The 20217-nt window shown below is 62.2% G+C and carries 19 protein-coding genes; 13 read left to right on the forward strand and 6 right to left on the reverse strand.

Annotated features, from left to right (window positions below):
- Positions 1 to 215: 215 nt before the first annotated feature.
- Positions 216 to 653 carry a hypothetical protein gene (locus AC0VX3_RS18735; protein ID WP_475521778.1) on the forward strand — a complete coding sequence of 146 codons (438 nt, stop codon included), beginning with the start codon at positions 216 to 218 and terminating at the stop codon, positions 651 to 653.
- Positions 654 to 707: 54 nt separating this feature from the next.
- On the opposite strand, the gene AC0VX3_RS18740 is transcribed toward AC0VX3_RS18735, so the two are convergent.
- Entirely contained in the window at positions 708 to 1832 is a 1125-nt protein-coding gene (locus AC0VX3_RS18740; protein ID WP_475521779.1) for a Gfo/Idh/MocA family protein, read from the reverse strand.
- A 33-nt stretch (positions 1833 to 1865) separates the two neighbouring features.
- The gene (locus tag AC0VX3_RS18745) at positions 1866 to 2576 is read right to left on the reverse strand and encodes a GntR family transcriptional regulator (RefSeq protein ID WP_475521780.1); all 711 of its coding nucleotides are present in this window, start codon (positions 2574 to 2576) and stop codon (positions 1866 to 1868) included.
- 182 nt (positions 2577 to 2758) lie between these two features.
- Here AC0VX3_RS18745 and AC0VX3_RS18750 point away from each other — a divergent pair, with 182 nt between their 5' ends.
- From AC0VX3_RS18750 to AC0VX3_RS18775, 6 genes are all read left to right on the forward strand, one after another.
- Positions 2759 to 3913 (forward strand): LLM class flavin-dependent oxidoreductase, encoded by a 1155-nt coding sequence (locus AC0VX3_RS18750; RefSeq protein ID WP_475521781.1) that lies wholly within the window; start codon positions 2759 to 2761, stop codon positions 3911 to 3913.
- Positions 3913 to 4803, forward strand: coding sequence for an aldo/keto reductase (locus AC0VX3_RS18755; RefSeq protein WP_475521782.1), 891 nt, complete (start codon positions 3913 to 3915; stop codon positions 4801 to 4803). Before AC0VX3_RS18750 ends, AC0VX3_RS18755 begins: the two co-directional genes overlap by 1 nt.
- Positions 4803 to 5318: a flavin reductase family protein gene (locus AC0VX3_RS18760; protein ID WP_475521783.1), complete on the forward strand. Its 516-nt coding sequence runs from the start codon at positions 4803 to 4805 to the stop codon at positions 5316 to 5318. Before AC0VX3_RS18755 ends, AC0VX3_RS18760 begins: the two co-directional genes overlap by 1 nt.
- A 160-nt stretch (positions 5319 to 5478) precedes the next feature.
- Positions 5479 to 6069, forward strand: coding sequence for a TRAP transporter small permease (locus AC0VX3_RS18765; protein ID WP_475521784.1), 591 nt, complete (start codon positions 5479 to 5481; stop codon positions 6067 to 6069).
- A complete protein-coding gene (locus AC0VX3_RS18770; protein WP_475521785.1) occupies positions 6069 to 7562 on the forward strand; it encodes a TRAP transporter large permease in 1494 nt (497 codons plus the stop codon). The genes AC0VX3_RS18765 and AC0VX3_RS18770 overlap by 1 nt, the downstream gene beginning before the upstream one ends.
- A gap of 28 nt (positions 7563 to 7590) precedes the next feature.
- Positions 7591 to 8649 carry a TRAP transporter substrate-binding protein gene (locus AC0VX3_RS18775; protein ID WP_475521786.1) on the forward strand — a complete coding sequence of 353 codons (1059 nt, stop codon included), beginning with the start codon at positions 7591 to 7593 and terminating at the stop codon, positions 8647 to 8649.
- A gap of 110 nt (positions 8650 to 8759) precedes the next feature.
- On the opposite strand, the gene AC0VX3_RS18780 is transcribed toward AC0VX3_RS18775, so the two are convergent.
- On the reverse strand, positions 8760 to 9242 hold the full coding sequence (locus AC0VX3_RS18780) for a tetratricopeptide repeat protein (RefSeq protein ID WP_475521787.1): 483 nt from the start codon (positions 9240 to 9242) through the stop codon (positions 8760 to 8762).
- Between AC0VX3_RS18780 and AC0VX3_RS18785 the strand changes: the two genes are divergently transcribed.
- From AC0VX3_RS18785 to metG, 3 genes are all read left to right on the forward strand, one after another.
- A complete protein-coding gene (locus tag AC0VX3_RS18785) occupies positions 9225 to 10562 on the forward strand; it encodes a cytochrome-c peroxidase (protein ID WP_475521788.1) in 1338 nt (445 codons plus the stop codon). The two genes, AC0VX3_RS18780 and AC0VX3_RS18785, sit on opposite strands and share 18 nt — an antisense overlap.
- 20 nt (positions 10563 to 10582) lie before the next feature.
- Entirely contained in the window at positions 10583 to 11578 is a 996-nt protein-coding gene (locus tag AC0VX3_RS18790) for a YeiH family protein (protein ID WP_475521789.1), read from the forward strand.
- A 325-nt stretch (positions 11579 to 11903) separates the two neighbouring features.
- Entirely contained in the window at positions 11904 to 13430 is a 1527-nt protein-coding gene (gene metG, locus AC0VX3_RS18795; protein ID WP_475521790.1) for a methionine--tRNA ligase, read from the forward strand.
- 1 nt (position 13431) lies between these two features.
- On the opposite strand, the gene tssD is transcribed toward metG, so the two are convergent.
- Together tssD and dapA are read right to left on the reverse strand one after the other, a co-directional pair.
- The gene (gene tssD, locus AC0VX3_RS18800) at positions 13432 to 14106 is read right to left on the reverse strand and encodes a type VI secretion system tube protein TssD (RefSeq protein ID WP_475521791.1); all 675 of its coding nucleotides are present in this window, start codon (positions 14104 to 14106) and stop codon (positions 13432 to 13434) included.
- A 387-nt stretch (positions 14107 to 14493) separates the two neighbouring features.
- Complete coding sequence (gene dapA / locus AC0VX3_RS18805) at positions 14494 to 15375, reverse strand: 4-hydroxy-tetrahydrodipicolinate synthase (protein ID WP_475521792.1); 882 nt, start codon at positions 15373 to 15375, stop codon at positions 14494 to 14496.
- A gap of 518 nt (positions 15376 to 15893) precedes the next feature.
- Here dapA and egtB point away from each other — a divergent pair.
- Positions 15894 to 17159, forward strand: coding sequence for an ergothioneine biosynthesis protein EgtB (gene egtB / locus AC0VX3_RS18810; protein WP_475521793.1), 1266 nt, complete (start codon positions 15894 to 15896; stop codon positions 17157 to 17159).
- Positions 17156 to 18103: an L-histidine N(alpha)-methyltransferase gene (egtD, locus tag AC0VX3_RS18815; RefSeq protein WP_475521794.1), complete on the forward strand. Its 948-nt coding sequence runs from the start codon at positions 17156 to 17158 to the stop codon at positions 18101 to 18103. Before egtB ends, egtD begins: the two co-directional genes overlap by 4 nt.
- A 59-nt stretch (positions 18104 to 18162) precedes the next feature.
- Here egtD and AC0VX3_RS18820 read toward each other — a convergent pair whose 3' ends face one another.
- Positions 18163 to 19041 carry an alpha/beta fold hydrolase gene (locus AC0VX3_RS18820; RefSeq protein WP_475521795.1) on the reverse strand — a complete coding sequence of 293 codons (879 nt, stop codon included), beginning with the start codon at positions 19039 to 19041 and terminating at the stop codon, positions 18163 to 18165.
- A 292-nt stretch (positions 19042 to 19333) separates the two neighbouring features.
- On the opposite strand from AC0VX3_RS18820, the gene AC0VX3_RS18825 reads away from it, so the two are divergent.
- A complete protein-coding gene (locus AC0VX3_RS18825; protein WP_475521796.1) occupies positions 19334 to 20203 on the forward strand; it encodes a MurR/RpiR family transcriptional regulator in 870 nt (289 codons plus the stop codon).
- Positions 20204 to 20217 lie beyond the last annotated feature (14 nt).

Genomic DNA, 20217 nt, shown 5'->3' on the forward strand with positions numbered 1-20217 from the left:
GCTTTCTCCCGCGTGGGTGACCGGCTGGTTGATCCAGGCTTCGGCACGGTATCGACTGAAAAACGGATCAGCCAAGACATGGATATCGGATCCTGCGCAGCCGGCCGTGAAATGTCCAGTGATGCGCGGCACATTCAGCTTCCAGTCCGGGAAGCCATATTCCGGCTGCAAGATGACACTTGCACCATCCGCGACGAATTCAGGGATCCGATCTCATGCCGACCGCTTACCGAACCGCCCTTGCAGGTGCCGCCGCCGCTGTCTTCGCAGGCTTGCTTCTGCCGCTTCTCTCCGCCGGCCAGGCCAATGCGGAGGTGTTCTACTGCCAGAGCACCCGCGGGCCCGACGGCAGTTCCAAATATTGCAACTTTCTGCTGTTCGACCGGTCTTTCAATCGGCACCGTCAGATCGTCGTGGCGCAGGGCGCCCGGCGCGAGGTGCCCCTCAATGGCCAGTATCAGGTCTTCTGCGTTCTGGTGCAAAACACAATCGGCGTGCCGAACAACATTGCCTACCGCACTCGGCAATGCCGGCAGTCGGACACGGGACGCAACTACCAGGTGCCTGTCCGTGCGCTCAACATGCGCCGCGGCCGGGACGGCTACAGCACCGATGCCGTCGCCCGGCACCTGCCCAATGACAACTGGCAGTGACGGGAGCCCGCGCAGGCGCGTTTGCCGGCAGAACCCGCAACAGAGGGTTGCCTGTCAGCAGGCAACGGAGGAAACGGCCGGTGACGTGAACGACACGGACTGGCCGGTTCGCGCGGACCTCTGGGCGGCCAGACCCATTTCGACGGCCCGTCGGCCGTCCTCCAGCGTCACTTCGGGGTCCGTCTTCTCGCCGCGCACGACCGCCACGAAACCGGCGTGCTGGTAGAAGGTGGACCCATTGTGATCGCCGGCCTCCAGAATTGCGGGGTCAACCGGAATGTCGATCTGACGCGGCCCCTTGGGATTGCGGGGCGACACGACCAGTTGCGGCACCGGCGGATCGCCAAGATCCGCGGGCCAGAAACGACCCGGCCCCGGCACGAAGGCTTCGATCTTGCCTTCCGGGCCGACCGCGATCACCTCTTCCTGATAGCGTGACCCTTCTGCGAACATGCACAGTTCCAGCATGGCCCGCGCGCCGTTTTCAAAATCGACGATGACATAGCCGTTGTCGAGGATGTCCGGCTGTTCGCCATCGTACATTTCATCCTTGTGGTTGGCGTCCTGGCCGGCCGAGGCCATGATGCGCACCGGCTCGCATTTCATGATCAGGCGCATCAGGTCGAAGAAATGGCAGCATTTTTCAACAAATGTGCCGCCTGAATAGCGGTTGAAGCGGTTCCAGGCACCGACCTTGTCCAGGAAGGGAAAACGGTGTTCGCGGATGGTCAGCATCTTGATGCCGCCGGTCACCCGCTCTGCCTGCTCGATCAGCGCTGCGATCGGCGGCATGTAGCGGTATTCCATGGCCACCCATACCGGCGCCGGATAGGCCGCCTTGAAGGCATCCAGTTCGGCCAGATCTCTGGGATCGGTGAAAAGCGGCTTTTCAACGAGCAGCGGCAGGGGCCGCTTGCGCCGGATTTCCTCCATCTGCGGTATGTGGCAGTGGTTGGGGCTGGCGATCAGAATGCAATCCAGTGCGCCGACATCAAGCAGTTCGGACACCGAAGCGGCAAACATCGCGCGCGGCGTGATCTCCGCCGCCGCGGCGGCCATTGCCGCATCCGGCTCAAAGATCGCGGCCACTTCCGTGTCCGGCAAAAGTGCGATGTTGCGAAGGTGTTCCTGCCCCATCATGCCGCAGCCGATGACGCCGTATCTGACCTTTGCAGCCATGTTTTCCTCCCGGTAATGCGGATTTTCCATCCGCTATTTCAGTCGCTGTACGTAATGCGCCCTGTCGGTGTCAAACCAGGTGCGCGAATATTCGATCGGATCGGGGCGGTCCGCCCAGCTGAACCGTTCGATGAACCCCGTGATGGTGCCCGGTGCTTTCTGGAACACGCCGGGCGTCCAGTCCGGCAGCGGCAGGATGGTCACCCTGTCCTCGGCACGGACAATCCAGAACCCCAGATGCTTCTGGTAAAAACGGTAGAGTGAATCGGACAAGAGATCGCGCCTGACCGTTCCGGCGTCGCCGTCGAGCCAGATTTCCTCGACCGCGATCAGGACATCGTTGAGATACCTGAGGCGCCGGATGCGGGTGCCCTCCTCGCTGGTGCCGAAGGCGGCCAGGTCCGAAGGTTTGCGCATGCGCTCGACGTCCAGGATCTCCGCGCGCGGCAAGCCGCCTCCCGACAGCAGCTCCAGCCGGAACATGGCGTAGACGCTTTCCTGGGTGCCGCCCTGACGAATGTAGTTTCCCGAGCCCTGAATGCGTTCAAGCAGGCCCTTTTCCGTCAGGTCCGCCAAGGCCTTGCGAAGGGTCCCGATCGAAATCCCCAGCTCTTCCGCCATGTCCCGTTCAGGGGGCAGGCGCTCGCCGTCGATCAGCCGCCCGGACGCAATATCCCGGATCAAAAGCTCGCTTATCTGGACGTAGAGCGGCAGCGCGTTCGGCGACTGCGAAGCGGTTGGCATGGCGGTTCCGGTTGTCTAACCTGCAAAATTGATACACTATTGATTTACATCAAACCGGGTGATATGCAAGAAAAAATCGATGGTGAAATGAAGCCAATCGAAAACAAACGAAAACCACGGAGACCCGTTCGCCCAAGAGGCCTGGACGGCAAGACTCCGGCGCTCCAGGGAAGAGGCGATTCATGACAGTAGTTCCGGTCACATCAGCGGATCTCGATGCTGCGGAGGTTTCCTGGTTTGCCGCACTGTGCTCCGACGATTATCAGTTTCTGGGGGTTCCCGAAGGCCGCCTGCGCTCCTCATGGGAGCACTGTTCGTCGATCGTCAAGACCGCCGAGGCCCAGGGCTTTCGAAACATTCTGTGCCCCTCGTCCTACCAGGTCGGCCAGGACACCCTGTCCTTCGTTGCCGGATGCGCGCCGATCACAGACAAGATCAATCTGCTTGCGGCGGTCCGCTGCGGCGAGATGCAGCCGATCATGCTGGCCCGGACCATCGCAACACTCGACCACATGCTGAAAGGCCGCCTGACGGTCAACATCATCTCGTCCGATTTTCCGGGCGAGCAGGCAGACAGCGGCTACCGCTACCAGCGCTCGCGCGAGGTGGTCGAAATCCTGAAGCAGGCGTGGACGCGGGACGAGATCAGCTACGAAGGCGAGATCTACAATTTCAAGGGGCTGACCACCGATCCCGTCAAACCCTATCAGACCGGCGGCCCCCTGCTTTATTTCGGCGGGTATTCTCCGGCCGCGCTCGAATTGTGCGGCCAGCATTGCGACGTCTACCTGATGTGGCCGGAAAAGATCGAAGAGCTGGAAGGCCGCATGAAGGCGGTCAATGCGGTTGCCGAAAATTTTGGCCGCACGCTCGATTACGGCCTGCGTGTCCACATGATCGTGCGCGACACCGAAAAGGAAGCGCAGGAATATGCCGACTACATCGTCTCCAGGCTGGATGACGACCAGGGCACGGCCATCCGCGAACGCGCGCTTGATGCCAAATCCCTCGGCGTGAGCCATCAGGCGAAGAACCGCGAGATTGCCGACGCCCACGGCTATATCGAACCCAACCTGTGGACCGGCGTCGGCCGGGCACGGTCCGGCTGCGGAGCAGCCCTGGTCGGGTCCACCGACCAGATGATGTCGAAGATCGAGGCCTACCGGAAAATGGGCATCCGCGCGTTCATCTTCTCCGGCTATCCCCACGAGGAAGAAGCGAAGCATTTCGGGGCACGGGTGCTGCCGAACCTTAAGACCTGCTCTCTTCCCCACGCTTATGGCCGCGTTCCGGCCGAAACCCCACTCACCCCGCTCGGCAATGGAGCCCGTCGCTAATGGACCGTGTCAAACTCTCCGGCTCGCTCGAATTTTCCCGCCTGATCTACGGCATGTGGCGGCTCGGCGACGACAGCGACACCTCGCCCGCCTATGTGGAGCGAAAGATCCAGACCTGTCTCGACCAGGGCATCACCACCTTCGACCAGGCCGATATCTACGGCGGGTATACGGCCGAAGCCGTGCTCGGCGGTGCGTTGAAAGCCAATCCTTCCTTGCGCGGAAAAATGGAAATCGTGACCAAGTGCGACATCGTCGCGCCCGTGGGCCGCTACGCCGGCGCCAGGGTGAAGCACTACGACACGTCCCGCGCCCATCTCGAAAAGTCCGTCGAGACTTCGCTGGCCGACATGGGCATCGAGACGATCGACCTGTTGCTGATTCACCGTCCCGATCCGCTGATGGACGCTCACGAAACCGGCGCCGCGCTCGACGATCTGGTCAGAAGCGGCAAGGTGAAGGCCGTCGGCGTCTCCAACTTCCGTCCCTGGGACTGGGAACTGCTGCAATCGGCCATGACGGCACGGCTGGTGACCAACCAGATCGAGATCTCCCTGAAGGAAGCCGCGCCCTTCACCAACGGCGACCTGGCGTTCCACCAGCGGCTCGGAACCAGGCTGATGGCCTGGTCGCCGCTCGGCGGCGGATCTCTGATGTCCGAAGACGGTCCGCTCGGCGCCGTTCTGGACGAAATCGCGGCTGAAAACGGTGTCGACCGGTCCGCGGTTGCCGTCGCTTTCCTGCTGGCGCATCCGGCACAGCTTCTGCCGGTTCTGGGCACGAACAATCCGGACCGGATCGCCAAGATCTCCGATGCCCTGAAGGTCAATCTGGACCGGCAGACCTGGTTTCGCCTTTACGAGGCGGCCCTTGGACAAGAGGTGCCCTGATGACCATGCAGACAGCCAATCATCCCGTTACCTTCGAACCGGATGCAGACAACACGCGTCTGCTCCGGGACGCGTTCGGCCGTTTCGCGACCGGTGTCACGGTCGTGACCACCGGATCGAAGGATGGTCCGGTCGGCATCACCGCCAACAGCTTTTCCTCCGTGTCGCTGGAGCCGCCGCTGGTGCTTTGGATGCCGGACAAGGGCTCGCGCCGCTTTCGTTATTTCGAACCGGCGGACCATTACGCCATCCATGTGCTGAGCCATCAGCAGCAGCAAGTCTGCAACGGTTTCGTGCGCAACGCCCATGCCTTCGACCAGCTCACCTACCGGGTCGACGACAACGGCGTGCCGCTGATCGAGAACTGTCTCGCCCGCTTCGAATGCAAACGTTATGCGGCCTATGACGGCGGCGATCATCTGATCGTTCTGGGCGAGGTCGTGCAGGCGGAAATGCGCCAGGGAGACGCATTGACGTTTTTTGCAGGCAAACTCGGACAAATCGCGCCAGAATAAGCGCGGCGACAGGCCGGTGGGCGGCCTGGACCAGGGGAAGGTTGGAGAAGGCACCGCCTGTGAGCGGAAAAAGAAAGTCTCTCTAACACTATAAAAAAGATCGGCTTTCCGCTTTCACACGATGTCTCGTGAAAACAGGTCGATCCAGGGAGGAGCCCGCATGGGCGTTTTGCTGGCGGTCCTTGCACCGCTCGACTGGCTCAATTCGCATCTGCTGCGGATCGGACGCTGGATCGGCATTGCTGCCGTGGCCCTGATGGTGGTCGCGATCCTGATTCAGGTCGTGTTTCGCTATGTCTTCAACAACGCGCTGCCCTGGCCCGACGAGGCCGCGCGCTTCTGCATGCTGTGGATGACCGGTCTGATGGCCCCGACCGCCTTCCGGCGCGGCGGGTTCGTCGCCATCGACATGCTGACCCATGCCCTTCCCCGCCTTGTCGGCAACCTTCTGTCGCTGCTGCTGCTGCTGATTTCACTCGCTGTCCTCATTGTCGCGGTCCAGATCGGCTATGCCGAAGTCACCGGCTTCGGCGGCCGGTTCGCGACCGCCTCCCTATATGTCCCGGGCAATCTCATGCTCACCGAGTGGATCCGCGTCCCGCGCAGCTGGATGATGGCTTCGCTGCTGGTCGGCGTCGGCCTTCTGATCCTGGTCAATGCCGAACTGATCCTGCGCAACCTGATCGACACCCTGGGCGGAGCTGAGCGCCTGCCGGTGATCGCGGACGCGGACATGGCGGGGGCTGACTGATGCTGATCTGGTTCCTCCCCGTCTTCCTCTTGTTCCTGATGATCGGCCTGCCGGTCTTCTTCGGCCTGCTGGCCGCGCCTGGCATCCTTCTGTGGATGAACGGCCAGGAGCGCGACATCACGCTGCTCTACCGCAACGTCTACAACGGCATGGACAGTTTTCCTCTGATGGCGATTCCGTTCTTCATGCTTGCCGGCGAGCTGATGAACAAGGGCGGCATCACCATGCGCCTTGTGGAGTTCTCCCAGGCTCTGATGGGCCACCTGCGCGGCGGCCTGGCCCATGTGAACATCCTGTCGTCGATGCTGTTCGCCGGCCTTTCGGGGTCGGCCGTAGCCGACACGTCCGCGCTCGGCTCCATGCTGATCCCGGCCATGGAAAAACAGGGCTATACCCGCAAGTTCGCCGCCGCGGTGACTGCCGCCTCCTCCGTCATCGGCCCGATCATACCACCGTCCGGCATCATGATCATCTACGCCTATGTCATGGGCGAGAGCGTCGCCGCGCTGTTCCTGGCCGGCATCGTTCCCGGCGTGATGGTCGGCATCGGCCTGATGCTGGTGGTTCGGGTCATGGCCGACAAATACGATCTGCCGAAAGCCCAAAGGATCGTCAACCCGGGCCAGGCCATGGCGCCTGTCGAATACTGGTTCTCGTTCGTGGTGCTGCGGATCAACCTGGCCGGATTGGCGACCGCATGTGCCGGGATCGCCGCCAGAGGGCTGGGCATTGCGGACTATTCCACGGCGATGACCCTTCTGCTCTTCGCGGTGTTTCTCGTTCTGGTCCATGCCCTGCTGATGAGCCTGCGCGGGGCGGTCTCCAGCGACTTCCGCATGGTGTGCAAGAAGGCGGTCGCGCCGCTGCAGACGCCGATCATCATCCTCGGCGGCATCCTGCTCGGCGTGTTCACGCCAACGGAAGCGGCGGCCGTTGCCGTTGCCTATGCCCTCGTGATCGGTTTCTTCGTGCTGCATTCGCTCAAGCCGGCAGAACTTCCCGGTGTGCTCAACCGGGCCGGCATCACCTCCGCCGTGGTGCTGCTGCTGGTCGGCGCGGCGATGGCCTTCAAGACCGTCGTCAGTCTCAGCCACGCGCCGGAACTGATGGCCGGTTTCGTGCTGAGCCTGTCCGACAATCCCCTGATCCTGCTGTTCCTGATCAACCTGCTGCTGTTCATCGTCGGCATGTTCCTGGACGCGGGGCCGGCGATCATCATTCTGGGACCGATCCTCGGCCCCATCTTCATCTCGATGGGGGTCGACCCCATCCACTTCGCCATCATCATGAGCGTCAACCTGACCATCGGTCTGGCGACGCCGCCGATGGGGCTGGTGCTGTTCGTCGCGGCTTCGGTTTCAGGAGAACGGGTTGAAACCATAGCCAAGGCCATTCTGCCGTTTCTGGCGGTGGAGGTCGCGGTGATCTTCCTGATCACCTATATCCCGGCACTTTCGATGACGATCCCGCGTTTGACCGGATTTGCCAACTGATCCTGAGCTTTATAATGGGAGGAACCTGATGCTCAAAACCACTTTGAAGACACTCACCGTCGCGGCGATGCTCGCCGGCTCGGCCATGAGTGCCATGGCCGCGGACTATACGCTGCGTGCAACCGCCAACTCCAACGAGAACGACGAGGACTATGACGGTCTCGTCGTCTTCAAGAACTTCGTTGAAGCCGCTTCCAACGGTGCCATCGAAGTCGAACTGTTCATCGGTACCCAGCTTTGCTCCAACGGCGCAGAGTGCCTGCAGGGCATCGCCGGCGGCGCGATCGACATCTACATCTCCACCTCCGGCGGCGCATCGGGCATCTTTCCGTATGTTCAGGTCCTCGACCTGCCCTACATGATGAGCGACGACCGCATCGCCGAACATGTCCTGTCCGGCGATTTCGTGCGCACCATGCGCACCATGGCGCTTGAAGACAGTGACAATTCCATCCGCCTGATGACCGTCGGCAACACCGGCGGCTGGCGCAACTTCGCCAACACCAAGCGCCGGGTGGCCGAGCCCGCCGACATGGAGGGCCTGAAGATCCGCACCGTTGTCGCCGACCTGCCGCAGGAACTGGTCAAGGCCCTTGGCGCTTCCCCGACCCCGATCCCGTGGCCGGAGCTGTTCACCTCGTTCCAGACCGGTGTCGTCGAGGGCTCCAAGAACGGCATCACCGACATCATGGGCATGAAATTCCCGGATGCAGGCCTGCAATATGTCACCCTGGACGGCCACGCCTACATGGGCGCGCTGTGGTGGATGAACAACGAGAAGTTCCTGTCCATGCCGGAAGACCTCCGCCGCGTGGTCGTCGACGGCTTCTACGCCCTTCAGCAGGCGACCTTCGCCTCGCCGAAGCGCAAGTCCATCCAGGCCTATGAGGACTTCGTTACCGGCGGCGGCGATCTCTACGTGCCGACCCCGGATCAGAAGGCCGCCTTCAGGGAAGCCGCCGCACCGGTCTATGACTGGTTCAAGGCCAATGTCGGCCGCGGCGAGGAAATCTTCGGCGCGCTGGAAGAAGCCGTTCAGGCTGCAGACACCGACGTCAACGGGGCCCGCGACGCGGACCTGAACTGATCTGACAAGGGAACCCGGCTACGGCCGGGTTCCTGCCTTCGGCAATTTCATTGCGGTTCCAATCCGATGAAGGTTTCAGCGTGGAGCCTTGATCCGATCAGAACCGACCCTCACCGGAACGGATACATCCAGACCTTGTAGTCATCGACCAGGACATGCGCCTTTTCAATTTCCTCGCCGGTCATCTTCTTGACCACCTCTTCCAGAGAGATCGCCGCATCGGGATCGCCACCGATGGCCGAGAGCGTGTACCACATGTAGGCCCTGACGAGATCGGGCGCCGGCAGTCCCCGACCGACCTCGTAGTACCAGCCGACCCCAGACTGCGCACCGGGATGGCCTTTCATGGCGCTTCGAAGATACCATTCGAAGGCGCGCCGGTCATCGCGTTCCACGCCAAGACCCATGGCGTACATCACGCCGATCAGCTCCTCGGCATCGGCATTGCCGGAGCGCGCCGCCGGCCACAGCTCCTTCATCGCCTCCTCGTAACGGTTGGCCTCCATCAGGTCGCGCGCCTGTTCGATTTCGGCGAAAGCCGGCCCGGCCAGAACGGCAAAATACAGCATCGCGGCTTGCAACGTCGTCTTCATGGTGTCCTGTCGTTTCCTCTGTTGGTTCTTGTCTCGGTGCCCGCCCTGGCGGCAGAGCTGCCCGCCCCGCTGACCAAAGCCGATTTCCTTGCGTTCGACCACAGGCAGGCCGCGCTCGGCCAGCTCCTGTTTTACGACAGGATCCTGTCCGGCAACAGGAATATTGCCTGCGCCACATGCCATCACCCGCGGCACGGCACCGGCGACGGGCTGTCGCTCGGCATCGGCGAAGGCGGGGAAGGACTGGGACCGGACCGACTTGCCGGAACAGGCGGCGACCGGATCAGGAAACGGATTCCGAGAAACGCTCCAGGCCTCTGGAATCTTGGCACAAAAGAGCTTCACACCCTCTTCCACGATGGCCGGCTCTCGGTTGCGGACACCTATGACAACGGCTTCAATTCACCGGCGGAGGAATGGCTGCCCGACGGCTTCAATTCCCTGCTGGCCGCACAGGCGGTGTTTCCGCTGGTTGCCCAGTTCGAGATGTCCGGCAACCCGAGGGAAAACGAAATCGCCGGCGCGATCCACGATCGCATCGATGCCGCCTGGCCGATCCTCGCCAAGAGGGTGCGCGTGATCCCGGACTACGGCCGTCTGTTCGTCGACGCCTTCGATCATATCGACACCCCGGAGCAGGTCACCATCGTGGAGATCGCCAACGCCCTCGCCGCCTTCCAGGCGATCGAATGGCAGAGCCTCGACAGTCCGTTCGACCGCTATATTGCCGGTGACACGACAGCCCTGGATGGAGCGCAGACGCGCGGCATGGCGCTCTTCTACGGCAAGGCGAATTGCGCGAGCTGCCATTCGGGCAAGCTGATGAGCGACCAGAAATTCCACGCGATCGGACTGCCGCCCTTCGGACCGGGCCGGACCCGCCGGTTCGACCCCATGGTGCGCGACGTCGGCCGCATGGGCGAAAGCGACCGGCTGGAAGATGCCTACCGGTTCCGCACGCCCATGCTCCGGAATGTGGAGCTGACAGCGCCCTACGGCCATAATGGCGCCTATCCGACCCTGGACGGCATCATCCGCCACCATCTAGCCCCTGACAGAATGCTGCAGGCATGGGCCCCGGACACGGCCGCCCTGCCCGACGCGCCCTGGCTTGCCGCCGTCGATTTCGCGGTCTGGAACGACGCCCGCGAGATGGCGCGCCATGCCCGGTTCAGGGATATTGGGCCTGTCGCGCTGGCGGAGGCGGAGATTTCCGACCTGGTGGCGTTCCTCAAGGCACTTACCGGGACCGGCTCCGTGGCCGCTCCGCCCTTCGGCATTCCCGCCACGGTCCCGAGCGGCCTGCCGGTCGACAGATAAGAAAAGCAAAAGGACACACATTGGTTGCACCATTGAAGGACCGGGCCAACCGGCTGTTCCCCGGCCTCGTCATTGCCGGACTGGTCGCCATCGCGGCGCAGTTCCTGAACGAGCATTACGGTGCGCCCGCCATGCTGATGGCGATCCTGCTCGGCATGCCGCTCAATTTTCTGGCGGAGGAACAGCGCACGGCGGAAGGCATTGCCTTTTCCGCGCGCAGCCTGCTCAGGCTCGGCGTCGCCCTGCTCGGGGTGCGTATCAGCGTGGACATGGTCCAGGCCCTCGGCCTGCCGTTTCTGCTGCTGGTGATTTGCGGCGTGCTGGCCACGATCGGCTTTTCGCTGCTGATCGGCCGACTGTTCGGCAAGGACCGGCTGTTTTCGTTTCTTTCCGGCGGCGCCGTCGCCATCTGCGGCGCGTCAGCGGCAATGGCGATCGGGTCGATCCTGCCGAAACGGGAGCACGCGGAGCGGGATCTTGCATTCACGGTGATCACGGTGACGGTGCTGTCGACGCTGGCCATGATCTTCTATCCGATCCTGACGAGTGCGCTCGGGCTTTCCATGGACGAGACGGGGGTGTTCCTGGGCGGAACGATCCACGATGTCGCCCAGGTGGTCGGTGCCGGCTTCTCGATCTCCGAGGAAACCGGTGACCTGTCCACCCTGGTCAAGCTGATCCGCGTGACGCTGCTGGCGCCTATCGTGCTCGTTGCCGCGTTGATCCTGCGCAGCAGCACCGGACCGGACGCTGCCCGTCCGCCGCTGATGCCGGGTTTCGTGATCGCGTTTCTGGTGCTGGCGGCGCTCAATTCCCTCGGCCTGATTCCGGAGCCCGCCAAGGACCTGGCCGGTCAGGTGTCCCGCTGGGCGCTGCTGGCGGCCATTGCCGCGGTCGGCATGAAGACCTCGATCCCGAAACTTCTGGAAGTCGGCGGCCCGGCGATCTGGATGCTCGCCACCCAGACGGCATTCCTGGCCCTGTTCGTGCTTGGCGGGATCTGGCTGATCGGGTGAGTGGAAGGATACCCAACCGTTGCCTCCCCGCTGTCCCGGACTCGATCCGGAACCTGCCCCAGAACTCGCGAAGCTGGCCCCGGCTCAAGGTCGGGGCGGCCGGTTAACCAACGCGTTTTCCGGAACCGGACCACCTGACTGATGGTTCTGGACAGGTCGATCGGGCAAGCCCGCGCTGAAGCCGGAGCCCGCAAAACCCGAGGCGGGGCTTTTCTTGACCTCATGAGTGTGAAATATAGCTTCAACCTCATTGTTGGGCTTGTCCCAGCGACGGCGCGGCAGCACATCTTGGCGCTCCGCCCGCTTCAGCCGGAAATCCGAAAGCATGTCGATGAAAAGCTACATCACGACCCCGATCTACTACGTCAACGGTTCCCCGCATATCGGCCACGCCTTCACCTCCATCATGGCCGATATCCTGAAACGCAACCGTATGGCGCTGGGGCATGAACTGAAGCTGTCCACCGGCGTCGACGAGCACGGCCAGAAGAACCAGGAAGCCGCCGCCGATCTGGGTATGCCGATCGACGACTTTCTCGCCATGCGCTGCAAGGAATTCCAGGGTGTCTTCGACAAGCTGGACGTCGCCTACGACTATTTCGTGCGCACCAGCCGGGAGGGCCACAAACAGGCCGTCGCCGGCATGGAGCAGTCGATCTTCGACAGGGACCTGATTATCAAGAAGAACTACACCGGCACCTATTGCAAGGGCTGCGAGGAGTTCAAGAAAGAATCAGACCTGACGGAAGAAGGCCAGTGCCCGCTGCACCCGACCATGAAGGTGGAGCAGACGGACGAGACCAATTATTTCCTGAAGATGGAGCCGTTCCGCGAGCGCTTGCTGCAGCACATTGCGGACCATCCGGACTTCGTTCAGCCGGAGGCGTTCCGCAACGAGCTGAAGCAGATGTTGTCCGAGCCGCTGGACGACCTGTGCATCTCGCGGCCGAAGACCCGCGTGACCCTTGGCGTGGAACTGCCGTTCGACACCGACTTCGTCACCTATGTCTGGTTCGACGCCCTCGCCAACTACCTGACCAACATCGACTGGCCGGACGAAAGCTACGCGCCCTGGTGGGCCGAATGCGAGCACCTGATCGGCAAGGACATCCTCAAGCCGCACGGTGTCTACTGGCCGATCATGCTGATGGCGGCCGGCCTGCCGCTGCCGAAGAAACTGTCCGTGCACAGCCACTGGGTCGGCGCCGGCGGCATGAAGATGTCCAAGTCCATCGGCAATGTGGTCGACCCGATGGAAGTGATCGCGGAACTCGGCGTCGATGCCCTGCGCTGGTATCTCGCCCGGCACATGCGCGCCGACAGCGACAGCCAGATCTCTGTCGATTTCATCAAGCAGACCTACAATACCGAACTGGGCAACAAGATCGGCAATCTGCTGTCGCGCGCGGCGAAATTCTCCAAGGCGCGGTTCGACGGCAAACTGCCCGCGCCGGGCGCCCTTACGGAAGCCGACGAAGCCATCCGCAAGTCGGTGATCGCGGCAACGGAAGGCCTCGGCGGCTGGATCAGCCTGGCCGAAATCCCGGCCCGGATGCAGTCGATCATCACCGTGGCCGACGAGATGAACAACTATTTCGCCGAACAGGCGCCGTGGGAGTTGATCAAGAACGACGACACCAGGGAACGGTGCCAGACGGTGATCTATGTGACCCTCGATTGCCTGCGCGTCGTCATGGAAGCGCTCACCCAGGTGATCCCGGGATCCGCCGGCCGGGCGCTGACGATGCTGAACGCGCCGGACGCCGTCCATCCGTGGAAACCGGAGCTGGATCGGCTGCAGGGCGACAGCGACCTTGGCGAGATCGAAACGCTGTTTCCACGAGTGCAGTAGATCACCAGGCCGCAAGTTCGAAAGAACGTCCCGGCTTGTGACGAAAAAGAACCGCCCGGTGCAGGGCCGGGCGGTTCCAGACGGCGGGAGGGGCGTCCTGCCGGCTGCATGGGCCGCTTCGCAGAAAGCGGCCCAATTTCGTTTTGAAGTCAGTCCTGGCGATCAGGTGACCGGAGCGCGGTAGTCGTCCGAAGCGCTTGTGCCGGCCTTTTCGTGGGTCCATTCCACCTTGCGGTAGGTGAAGGACCACTTGTCGGTGTCGCCGCGCGAGGCGTTCTTGTCGTCGGTGACGTTCCGGCAGGATCGTCTTGCCTTCCACCAGAACCGCGTCGGTGAACTTGATCGTGTAGTAGTGCTCCTGAACACCGGCCGTGGAGGTGCGCCAGAAGTGCACTTCGATCTCCAGAGCCTCACCGGTGGCCAATGCCTGCCACAACAGCGGGGTGGCCTTGTCGACCGGTTTCATGAAGGTGGTCGGCATGTGGCGGCGGGTGGCGATGATGGACCCGGACTGCGGGTCCCGCGGAACAACGGCGTTCTGCTCGAAGTGGTACACGAGGGACTGGCCCTCATGGCCTTCCTGCCACAGGTTGCCGATGCTGTCGGCGGTGGTCGCGTCGGCTGTCATGTCGCCCTGGGTTGCGCCCTTGACGGTGATGTAAGCGATGTTGGACATTTCAGTACTCCTTGCTGGCTGACCTGAAGGCAATGTTGCCTGAATGCGATGTTACCTGATTTCCGGGGCGCCGTTGGTGTGTGGCGCCGATACCAGTTGAATTGCAACGGGTGTGCCAGTTTGCCGAAAAAACATCAAACTATTGATTTTATTACCTGAACCGACAATTCTCCGGGCCTCGTGAAATATGGCTATGTGCAGAAATCTGCACAGTACGCCCCAGGGTGCGAACAAACATGCGCAGCCAAAGTGTGACGAACATCACAAAATGAGGTTCCCGAAGGGTCATCTGCAGGCGCACAGGGGTCCGCAACGGCTTGAAAATGGCTCCGCCACCCAACTTGACCGGCTGGTGTGCGGCCTTCTGCCCGGCAATCGGACCGTTTGTTACCTGAGGAGGCCCGCAATCTCCATCGCCCGGTCGATCGCCTGCCTGGTTTCGCCGGTCACGGGCGTCAGCGGCAGCCGGGTGTCCTCCAGGCAATGGCCCAGGCGGGAGAGCGCGTATTTCACGCAAGCCGCCGGCGGCTCCAGGAAGACCGCCGAATGAAGCGGCAGAAGGCGGTCCTGGCAGTCCCGGGCCCGTTCCAGGTCCTCGGCCAGGGAAGCCTTCTGGAATTCGGCGCACAGGCGCGGGGCCACGTTGGCGGTGACGGAGATGCAGCCCCGGCCGCCATGGGCGTTGAAGCCGAGCGCGGCGGCGTCTTCCGCACTGAGCTGGATGAAGGACTTGCCGCACAGGGCGCGCTGCCGGCTGACCCGTTCCATGCTGCCGGTGGCATCCTTGACGCCGATAATCCTCGGCCAGCGCGCCAGTTCGGCCATTGTGTCGGGCAGAATGTCGATCACGCTGCGGCCGGGAATGTTGTAAAGGATGATCGGCAGATTGCTGCTGTCGTGAAGAACCCGGTAGTGCGCCAAAAGCCCCGCCTGGTTCGGCTTGTTGTAGTAGGGCGTGACGATCAACGCCGCGTCGGCGCCGGCGGCTTCGGCAGCCAGAAGCATGTCGAGCGACTGGGCGGTGGCGTTGGAACCGGTGCCGGCGATTACCGGAATGCGACCACGGACCTGGCCGACCACGCGCCTGATGATGTCCTTGTGCTCGTCTTTGGCGACGGTCGGGCTTTCGCCGGTGGTGCCCACGGCCACAAGACCGTCACTGCCTTCCGCAATGTGCCATTCGACAAGACGCTCGAGCGCCTCCCAGTCCACCTTGCCGTCCCTGAAAGGCGTGACGAGCGCGGGGATGGATCCCTTGATATCGAGCATGCGGCGTCCTCCCGGAGCTGGTTCCGCTTAATCGCGCCGCTCCGTGTCGATTTGTTGTTCTGGAAACAAGCTGTGCCATCAAACCGGCCCACAAGGCAACCTCGCGCGCCGATGCCTGCCGCCCTCCTCGAAATCCGGCCGCGAAAAACTCGATCGGCACGTCCTCACATCAATGTGAAGTCGGGATCAAAGCCCTCCTGACGCTCCGCTGTCAGGAGGGCTTTTTTAAGGTTCCGGCACCCTGCTCCCTGACCGGCGCAAGGGTGCGAAAAGCCGATTGCGCATAATTTCAATCACTTGCGCATTTACCATCCATAGAAAGCCAAATTGAGCAAAAACAAAACAATGTTTAAAATCGTAAACACATTGGGTTCAAGGTGTCCGGCAGCGCATTTATGCACGCTGGCGGTGCAATTCCCTGCATTGGAAATCCGGCCTCCGCTCCTACCTTCAGGCAACCTGGTGGCACTCAACGGTCCGGCTGGAGGCACAGCCGGCGCCCGCGTGGAGGGATCAAGATGACACTATTGGACGGACGGACGGAACCGTCACGGGAAGCGTCCGCTTCAGACCTGTTCGAGGCGACGCGGGCGCAATCGCTCGCTCTCGCCGCTCCCCTGAGTGACGAAGACATGGGCCTGCAATCGATGGAGGATGCCAGCCCTCCCAAATGGCATCTGGCGCACACGACCTGGTTTTTCGAGGAGTTCATCCTGAAGCCCTCGCTTCCGGGCTACCAGCCCAGGGACGACCGCTTCGCATTGCTGTTCAACTCCTACTACGTCCAGGCCGGCCCCAGGCACACAAGGTCCAGGCGCGGGCTTCTGTCCAGACCGTCCGTTCCCGACGTATTGAGCTACCGTGCCCATGTGGAGGACGCCCTTCGCGACGGTCTTGACCGGGACGCGTTCGAACTGGAGGGAGACCGGCTCGACGAGTTGATCACGCTTGGCTGCCATCACGAGATGCAGCACCAGGAACTGCTGGTCACCGATCTTCTCAACGCCTTTTCCTACAATCCCCTGCTGCCCGCCTATCGCGCCCCTAGCCCTGCCCAGGTCAGTGCGGTCAGCACGCCCGGCTGGACCTGTCACGACGGCGGCCTGCTCGAGATCGGTCATGACGGCACGGGCTTCGCCTATGATTGCGAAGGTCCGCGCCACAAGGTCTGGCTGGAGCCCTACCGGCTTGCCGACCGTCCGGTCACCAACGGCGAATGGATCGCCTTCATGGAAGACGGCGGCTACACCGACCAGACGCTCTGGCTGATGGAAGGCTGGGCCGTGAAGGAGCAAAACCGCTGGGACAGCCCGCTCTACTGGTGGCGTCAGGACGACGCGTGGTGGACCTTCACGCTTCAGGGACCGCGGCCGGTCGACCTTGCCGCCCCCGTGGTGCATGTCAGCTACTACGAGGCTAACGCCTTCGCCCGCTGGGCCGGGCACCGTCTGCCCACGGAAGCCGAATGGGAGGCTGCCGCCGCGGCGACCCGTATCCAGGGAAATTTTCTGGACAGCGGCGCACTGGTTCCGGTCGGCCGCCGGCCCGGCCTGTGGGGCGATGTCTGGCAATGGACCTCCAGCGCGTTCTCCCCCTATCCCGGCTTCACGCCGCCTGAGGGCGCGATCGGCGAATACAACGGCAAGTTCATGGTGAACCAGATGGTCCTGCGCGGCGGTTCCTGCGCCACGCCGCAACGCCAGATGCGCGCGTCCTACCGCACCTTCTTTTATCCACACCAGCGCTGGCAGATGCTGGGCCTCAGACTGGCGGGCGATCAATGACCAAACATGCAATTCCCGACGAACAGGTGCAGATTTTCCGCGAGGACATCCTTGATGGCCTGACGCGCGAGCGCAAGACGATCTCCAGCAAGTGGCTCTACGACGATGTCGGTTCGCATCTGTTCGAAGCGATCACCGAGCTCGACGCCTATTATCCAACACGCACGGAACTGGAGATCCTCAAGAAAAATGCCGCGAAATACCGGCGTCTGCCGGGCGCACGCGGTGCCATGGTGGAACTCGGCAGCGGCTCGAGCCGCAAAACCGACCTGCTGCTCGATGCCTTCCAGGATCTGTCGGTCTATATGCCGATCGATATTTCGGCCAACCACCTGAAAGCCGCCGCCGAGCGGGTGCGCCGGGCCTATCCGTCGCTTGCCGTGATCCCGGTCGCAGCCGATTTCACCCAGCCGTTCGGCAAACTGCCGCTGTTGCCGGAGTTGCCGGTGCTCGTGTTCTTTCCCGGCTCCACCATCGGCAACTTCGAAACGGCCGAAGCCGCGCGGCTGTTGCGCAACATCCGTGAGGCCATGCCGGGTGCGACGCTGATCGCCGGTGTCGACCGGCCCAAGGCGGAAGACGTTCTCCTGGAGGCCTATGACGATCCCGCCGGGATCACGGCGGCTTTCAACCAGAACCTGCTCCAGCGGATCAACCGGGAGCTGGATGCGGATTTCGACCTGGCCGCCTTTACGCACAAGGCGGTCTGGAACGCCCCGGAAAGCCGTGTCGAGATGCATCTGGAGAGCCTCAAGGCCCAGACTGTGACGATTGCCGGCAAAGACATCTCCTTCGTCCGGGGCGAGACGATCCACACGGAGAATTCTCACAAGTACAGCCCGGAGGCCTTTTCCGCCATTGCCGGCCAGGGCGGCTGGCGCATTCTGGACGCGGATACGGACCCGGACGGCCTGTTCGCCGTCTACACGCTTCAAACGTGCTGAGCGGCATGTGACCGGTCCGGTGTCGGCCGCGTGCCGGCACCGGACCAAACTCTGCAAGCCTATTCGATCCGTGCGATGAATCCGGACAGGATCGGATTGAATTTCTCCGGATACTCCCAGAACATCATGTGACCGCCAAAGGCATGGACGTTGCTGTTCGGCGTGTGTTTGGCAAGGTAGGCCTTCGCGGTGTCCGCCCAGTGATCGGCGATCACGAAGGACGACGGCATGCGCGCATCCACCTCCCTTGCGGTTTCCAGGTAGTTGCTGAAATTGCCCGCCGCGAGATAGGCCGCTGCCACCCAGGGCGGTGACTGTGTCGACTGGTCGACGATCCAGCGCTCGAGATCGGGCGTGTAGTCCTGCTCGATCATGATTTCATCGGCATACCAGTTGATGACATCGCGGTGCCCTTCGGCGGTCTGCACACCGCCGTAGAACTCGGCGATTTCGGACACGCTGCCCTCGGCCCAGTCACCGTCCCTGCCGGTCAGGGGTGTCGGCGACAGATCGATGCACATATGCGCGGAGGCCGCGTCTGTCGACCGGACCTTGATGAACTCCCACGTCGCCAGACATCCGAACGACCAGCCGACCAGCACAGGTTTTTCGACCTTCAGATAGTCGAGCAGGCTGCCAAGGTCCGCACCCTGGGTGACGTAGTTGTTGCCTTCCATCGTCACCGTGGACCGGCCGTGGCTGCGCGGGTCGAAGGCGATCACCCGGTTGGTTTTCGAAAAAGCCGCGAGTTGGTGTTCGAAAACCTCGGTTGTGAATGTCCATCCGGGCACCAGCACGATCGGCTGCCCCGATCCCTGGTCCTCGTAATAGATATCGACACCCGGTTCGACCTCGAAATAACCGCCCGCGAAGGCGGGCCCGCTTAAGACCAGCGAGAGCACACCGGACACCAGCGCATTGGTTCTGAAAACAGTCATGATCTTAATCCTTCCCTACTCCAACAAATGGAAAAGCCCAGTCTCCCCAATGGATTGTAACACTATTTAAACCATAAAGTGTACATGCTAAAAAGATTCAATTTATACGTGTATTTTTATCATTGCAAATACGCTCAAATGGCCCGGACTCCTCGGCAATCATCCGGATTGGCGAAGGTCACCAGACGGCAGCACGCACCGGACTTACGTCGGGTTCTTCTCGGGATTTCTTGACGGCGAAACATTTGTTTCAAAAATTGACAAGGCGAAAGACAAATGAAACAGTAACCCTATGGAAACCATTTCGCCGCCACAGCTCAAATCCGCAATTTCGGCCAATTACACCGATCTCAGCGAGACATTGCGCATCGCGGCCGACTATGTAGCTGAAAACCAGGTCGAAATTGCCACACGCAGCCTGCGTGCCGTGGCATCGGCGAGCGGAGTTTCGCCAGCGAGCTATACCCGGCTTGCGCGGGCCCTCGGCTACCCGGATTACGAGACCTTGCGCGAGCAGGCACGGGCGGAACTCAGCCGGAGGGGAGACGACACTTTCCAGAACAAGGCGAGGCGGCTGCAATCGGATGCCGGCCAGCCCCTGCTGCCACGTCAGGTGTCGGCGTGTATCGACAACATCAAGGCCCTTGTCGACGACATCGATCCCGCCACCCTTGAAGCTGCCGTCGAATGCCTTGAGGCATCCCGCAAGATCGTCCTGATCGGCGCCCTCGCCTCTGCCGGGTTCACCGATTATTTCGCCTATCTCGCCAAGTGGTTCGATGACCGCTGGGTCGTGGCGGGCCGCAACGGCGCCACGCTCGGCAGCACCCTGGCCGGGGTCTCGTCGGCCGATACGGTGGTGATCATCTCCAAGCACCCTTATGCCCACCGCTCCGTGCGCGCCGCCGAGGTTGCCGCCGATCGCGGTGCGAAGGTCATCGTGCTGACCGACAGCCACGCGTTTCCAGGCTTGCGGTTCGCCGACTTCCACTTCATACAACGCACTGAAAGTCCACACTTTTTTTCATCTTACGCGGCCACGCTTGTGCTTATCGAAACCATCACAGGCATGCTGGTCGCGCGAGCCGGATCCGAAGCGGAAGCCCGGATCAGAGACGTTGACAAGCACAACCGCTTGCTCGACGAGTTTGAAAATGTCTAGGGTGGGAAAAGCCA

Source organism: Roseibium sp. QJM3NY_11, from assembly GCF_056173175.1.

What these genes read in the sequence shown, in the direction of transcription:
- AC0VX3_RS18750 (WP_475521781.1), top strand. Translation starts at nt 2,759, where the DNA reads ATGACAGTAGTTCCGGTCACATCAGCGGATCTCGATGCTGCGGAGGTT.
- AC0VX3_RS18745 (WP_475521780.1), bottom strand. Translation starts at nt 2,576, where the DNA reads ATGCCAACCGCTTCGCAGTCGCCGAACGCGCTGCCGCTCTACGTCCAG.
- AC0VX3_RS18825 (WP_475521796.1), top strand. Translation starts at nt 19,334, where the DNA reads ATGGAAACCATTTCGCCGCCACAGCTCAAATCCGCAATTTCGGCCAAT.
- AC0VX3_RS18770 (WP_475521785.1), top strand. Translation starts at nt 6,069, where the DNA reads ATGCTGATCTGGTTCCTCCCCGTCTTCCTCTTGTTCCTGATGATCGGC.
- AC0VX3_RS18765 (WP_475521784.1), top strand. Translation starts at nt 5,479, where the DNA reads ATGGGCGTTTTGCTGGCGGTCCTTGCACCGCTCGACTGGCTCAATTCG.
- AC0VX3_RS18760 (WP_475521783.1), top strand. Translation starts at nt 4,803, where the DNA reads ATGACCATGCAGACAGCCAATCATCCCGTTACCTTCGAACCGGATGCA.
- egtB (WP_475521793.1), top strand. Translation starts at nt 15,894, where the DNA reads ATGACACTATTGGACGGACGGACGGAACCGTCACGGGAAGCGTCCGCT.
- AC0VX3_RS18820 (WP_475521795.1), bottom strand. Translation starts at nt 19,041, where the DNA reads ATGACTGTTTTCAGAACCAATGCGCTGGTGTCCGGTGTGCTCTCGCTG.
- AC0VX3_RS18775 (WP_475521786.1), top strand. Translation starts at nt 7,591, where the DNA reads ATGCTCAAAACCACTTTGAAGACACTCACCGTCGCGGCGATGCTCGCC.
- AC0VX3_RS18735 (WP_475521778.1), top strand. Translation starts at nt 216, where the DNA reads ATGCCGACCGCTTACCGAACCGCCCTTGCAGGTGCCGCCGCCGCTGTC.
- dapA (WP_475521792.1), bottom strand. Translation starts at nt 15,375, where the DNA reads ATGCTCGATATCAAGGGATCCATCCCCGCGCTCGTCACGCCTTTCAGG.
- egtD (WP_475521794.1), top strand. Translation starts at nt 17,156, where the DNA reads ATGACCAAACATGCAATTCCCGACGAACAGGTGCAGATTTTCCGCGAG.
- metG (WP_475521790.1), top strand. Translation starts at nt 11,904, where the DNA reads ATGTCGATGAAAAGCTACATCACGACCCCGATCTACTACGTCAACGGT.
- AC0VX3_RS18755 (WP_475521782.1), top strand. Translation starts at nt 3,913, where the DNA reads ATGGACCGTGTCAAACTCTCCGGCTCGCTCGAATTTTCCCGCCTGATC.
- tssD (WP_475521791.1), bottom strand. Translation starts at nt 14,106, where the DNA reads ATGTCCAACATCGCTTACATCACCGTCAAGGGCGCAACCCAGGGCGAC.
- AC0VX3_RS18740 (WP_475521779.1), bottom strand. Translation starts at nt 1,832, where the DNA reads ATGGCTGCAAAGGTCAGATACGGCGTCATCGGCTGCGGCATGATGGGG.
- AC0VX3_RS18780 (WP_475521787.1), bottom strand. Translation starts at nt 9,242, where the DNA reads ATGAAGACGACGTTGCAAGCCGCGATGCTGTATTTTGCCGTTCTGGCC.